Here is a 4,687-nt window from a genome sequence, read left to right as displayed (position 1 = left end):
TCCAAGTCCAGTTAATTGAATACCCGAAAGGTGAAAGAACGCAGCCAATTGCTGTTGGTATCGATCCAGGTAAACTCTACACGGGAATCGGCGTTCAGTCAGCTAAGTTTACTCTCTGGCTGCCACATCTTCAGTTGCCGTTCAAAACAGTTCGAGAGCGGATGGAACAACGGCGAATGATGAGGAGAGGGCGTAGAGGTCGTCGAATCAACCGCAAGATTTCGTTCGACAAACGCGCTCACCGCCAGCAGCGATTTGACAATCGACGCCAACGCAAAGTACCTCCCAGCATCAGAGCTAATCGCGAATTGGAATTGCGAGTAATTGGCGAGTTGTCGTCAATTTACCCGCTTACCGATGTCGTTTACGAAATCGTAAAAGCAGTAGGCGACAAAGGATTTAGTCCTGTTATGGTCGGCCAGAAATGGCAACTTAAAAACTTAGAAAAGTATGGAGAAGTCAAGCAATACGAAGGCTGGCAGACGGCGAATACCCGCTGCTTTCTTGGATTAGAAAAACAGAAGCATTCCAAAGGGGATGCTATCCCGGCCACTCATGCAGTTGATGGCACAGCATTAGCCTGCCAAGCATTTATTCGGTATGGCATTGTTGACCGTCAAACAATGGGTTGGATTGGCGAAGTTCGGATTACGCCAGCACCATTTACGGTGATTCGCCGCCCACCAATTTGCCGCCGTCAATTGCATTTAATGGTTTCGAGCAAAGGTTGTATTCGCCGCAAGTATGGCGGCAGTGTTACTCGGCATGGTTTCAGGAAAGGCGATTTGGTAATGGCAACTCAAGGCAGCAAAACGCATCAGGGCTGGGTAAGCGGCGATACCGAAAAACAGGTTTCTGTTTCAGACCGAAACTGGAAACGGTTAGGTCAGTTCAGTAAAAACAAAGTCCGTTTGGTACAGCGAAGCACGGGTTTAATCGTGCTGCCAAACCGGAGATTGTCAAATTTGATGGCATCGAACCATCAAATTTGACAAGCTATCCCTCTCCGGCCTGCTTCGCTGAGGCCGGAGTCTCCCGCAATAATCAGATGAATCAATTCCAGAATGCTTTTACCCTATTCCTGAGTTTGCTAGTAGAGGCGATACCGTTCCTGCTACTGGGAGTTCTGTTTTCAGGTTTGCTGCTATTATTTATCGATGAACGCTCCTTAAGTGCAGCTATGCCTCGCAATCCTTTACTGGGAGCTTTAGCCGGAAGTTTAGCGGGCTTTCTGTTTCCGGTTTGCGAGTGCGGCAATGTGCCAGTAGCGCGGCGGTTGCTGATGCAGGGGGTACCCGCACCGGTAGCGATCGGATTTTTACTCGCAGCGCCGACAATCAATCCGATCGTGATTTGGGCAACTTGGACAGCATTTCGAGATCAACCGGAAATTGTTGTGCTGCGCGTAGTATGTTCCCTATCCATAGCCACCATTATAGGCTGGATATTCAGCGCTCAAGCTGACTTGCGACCGCTGCTACAAAAATCCACCGCCTGCGCTGTCCCACCCCCCAAACGCGCTTGGTCTGAAATACCTAACCGAGAAAATGCCAGTCCAGCTTTATTGCAATCCGGTACTTTTTTACTGAGTGGGCCCGGTAAAGTCCTCCGTATGGACAGCGCTTCATTCCCCATGACCGCAGCTCCCGCCAAGGTAACAAAACCGATGAAATATCGCCTGCGTCTGTTTCTGGACAATACAGTGCAGGAACTGCGCGAATTAGGGGCAGTATTAATCGTAGGAAGTGCGATCGCAGCTTCTATTCAAGTCCTGGCTCCTCGCGAAATTATCCTCAGTTTGGGTCAAAGTCCGATTACATCGATCTTAGCCATGATGGTATTGGCAGCAGTAGTATCTATTTGTTCGACAGTCGATTCGTTCTTTGCCCTTTCCTTTGCTTCTGCATTTACCAGCGGTTCCTTGTTAGCATTTCTGGTGTTTGGCCCGATGATAGACCTCAAAGGTATTGGGTTGCTGCTGTCAGTCTTCAAACCAAGGGCGGTAATTTATTTATTGGCTCTCGCAGCTCAACTTACCTTCTTGTTTACTTTGCTTTATCAATTTGCTTTTGGCTAATTGCTGTGTGGCAAAGCTCACAAAATTCCAAATTGAAACTATTCAATTTGAAATCTAAAATCTGAAATTCCGCTCTTTTCACCGATGACAATCCAAAATCCCAAATCCCAAATCCCAAATTCCTTACTGCGCTGGTTAGATGTATTGGCCATCATTGCCTGGGGCATATTGCTCCTGAGATATTGGCTTACGGGCAAGTTATATTTGCTCATTCATCCCGATTACTTTTGGTTGGTAATCGCAGCAGGTTTTATGCTGTTGGCGATTGGCTCTCTCAGAGGTCTTTCGCTCCTATTGAATCCACAAAGGAACAGATATCAATCTGACACCGTACAAAATAGTTGGCTCGTGGGGCGACTGGACAATATTGCCGCTCCACAAGTTAGAAAGACATTAATTGCCTCTGTACTTTGGTTAGTAATTACAGCTGGCGGGCTGATGCGCCAACTCTTCGGTTTCAAGAAAGAATCTTCATCGCGGCGCGATCGAACTAAAGAAAATCAACCCTCTGCTTTCCCTCCTCCCCTCTCCAATTCCCAAGCCCAACACATTTCCTTATTTCCCCCAGGTTGGAGTACCGCTTTGCTTTTGACAGGGGCGCTCTTGGGTTTTACGATCGCACCCCGACCGTTTACCAGCCAAACCGCATTATCTAGAGGCATAACCGATTCCTTGACGATGACCCGATCGCAACCCCAAGAATTTCGGAGTGCCAAACGCCCCGAAGAGCGATCGCTCATAGACTGGGTAAGAACTTTAAATGCCTATCCAGAACCCGACGCTTATACCGGACAAAAAGTGAAAGTGCAGGGTTTTGCCGTTCATCCTCCAGAATTACCCCCAGAATACCTTTTACTTTCTCGCTTTATACTTACCTGCTGCGCCGCAGATGCCTATCCGGTAGGTTTACCAGTTAAACTGGGCAAACAAAGCATCAACACCCAAACTTCTGGCTCAGAATCTGGGTCGATCGACACGGATACTTCGTCCCAACTCCGCAGAGACTTCAAACCCGATACATGGTTAGAAGTGGAAGGTGAGATGATCACCGAAAACTTCGGCGGTAAACGCCAATTGACTATTCAGGCAAGCTCGGTCAAACTAATTCCCGAACCTAAAAACCCCTATGATTATTAGTTATTAGCCATCCGTCATCACCTATTAGCCATTTGTGAAAAGCTAATGAGTAACGATCGATCGCTAATAACCAATTACCGATCGCCAATGACCAATCAGAAATTCAAAATCCCAAATTTAAAATTCATAGAGCCGCTTGACCGGGTTGCTATTACAGTTATGCTCGTCCTGACTGCGCTCATTGGGCTACTGTTATTCCAAGGTGATGGATCGGCTCCCCGCGTGCGCGATTTTAACTGGCAGGATAAACAAATCGGCGTTGAAGATAACCGCTTTATCCTGACTTTTAACCGCCCCATGAACCATACCAGCGTGGAAGCAAATTTGCAAATCGATCCACCCCTACCGGGAAAATTTAGTTGGGCGGGACGGAAAATGGCATATACTTTAATCGCACCAGCCCCCTACGGCAGCGAATATAAAGTGCAGTTGCTCGGAGCAAAAGACAGATTTGCTTCGCCAGAAAAAGGAACGCCAATCCAACCTTTTACAAGTAAATTCCGCACCCGCGATCGCGCTTTTGTTTACCTGGGTGTAGAAGGAAGTGAAGCCGGACGCTTGATGTTAGTCAATCTCAGCGCTCCAGAACCAAAACCGATCGCCCTGACCCCAGCAGATTTATTGGTGAGCGATTTTAAGCCTTATCCCGACTCGCGTCGCATTTTGTTTTCCGCAAGCGATCGCCGATCCGCAGGTCAAGCAGTACTGGAACAAAATCTCTACACAGTGACGACCGGTATAGATCCGCAATCTCCAGGCTCCCAAGCGACAAATCCAGAACCAGCCGGTAAAATTAGGCTGATTTTAGATAATAAAGACTACCAAAATCTCAAGTTTGACCTGTCGCCGGATGGAAAAACAATTGTAGTGCAGCGGATGAATCGGCGCAATCCATCGGATTTTGGCATTTGGATAGTGAAAATGGAGCGATCGGATCGTCCCATAGCCAAACCCCTGGAAGGACAACCGGGAGGGGATTTTTTGATTACGCCTGACAGCAAAGCTTTAGCGATCGCGCAAGCAGAAGGATTGGCGATCGTACCCTTAGAAGCACCCCAGGATAAACCTCTCGATTTTTTGCCCAAATTCGGTACAGTGGCTAGTTTTAGCAGAGATGGTACTCAAGCGGCGATGGTGAAATTTAACACAGATTACACGCGATCGCTGTATCTAGTAACCAATCAGGGAATCGAAAAAGAACTTTTGCGAATTACCGGCTCAATTTTAAGCGCCCAATTCGATCCTACCGGGCAAACTCTTTATTGTTTGCTCACCAAACTTATCTCCGGCGAACAGTACCAAGAACAACCATATATTGTCACCATCAACCTCAAAACATCTGAAATGAAACCCCTCTTGGTACTGCCAAATCAGCGACAGGTGCAAATCAGTCTATCACCTGATGGTATTGCCCTCCTATTTGACCAACCTACTACAACGCCCATACCGGTAGGACAGCAGTCAGATGCTCCC

Annotated in this window: 4 protein-coding genes; all 4 read left to right on the top strand. The window is 47.6% G+C overall.

Annotated features, from left to right (window positions below; translation table 11 throughout):
• The coding region (locus H6S82_RS19140) for an RRXRR domain-containing protein (RefSeq protein ID WP_191056567.1) at positions 1–992 on the top strand (992 nt) is incomplete at its 5' end.
• A 56-nt stretch (positions 993–1,048) separates the two neighbouring features.
• On the top strand, positions 1,049–2,077 hold the full coding sequence (locus H6S82_RS19135; RefSeq protein ID WP_190475594.1) for a permease: 1,029 nt from the start codon (positions 1,049–1,051) through the stop codon (positions 2,075–2,077).
• A gap of 84 nt (positions 2,078–2,161) precedes the next feature.
• Positions 2,162–3,214, top strand: a complete 1,053-nt coding sequence (locus tag H6S82_RS19125; protein ID WP_242057020.1) for a TIGR03943 family protein — start codon at positions 2,162–2,164, stop codon at positions 3,212–3,214.
• 87 nt (positions 3,215–3,301) lie between these two features.
• Positions 3,302–4,687: hypothetical protein (locus tag H6S82_RS19120; protein ID WP_191056566.1), on the top strand; the 1,386-nt coding region annotated here is incomplete at its 3' end.

This window comes from Planktothrix sp. FACHB-1355, assembly GCF_014748295.1.
Taxonomy (GTDB): Bacteria; Cyanobacteriota; Cyanobacteriia; order Cyanobacteriales; family Aerosakkonemataceae; genus Aerosakkonema; species Aerosakkonema funiforme_A.
The sequence above is the reverse complement of the archived record's forward strand: the minus strand, read 5'-3'. Positions and strand labels throughout refer to the sequence as shown.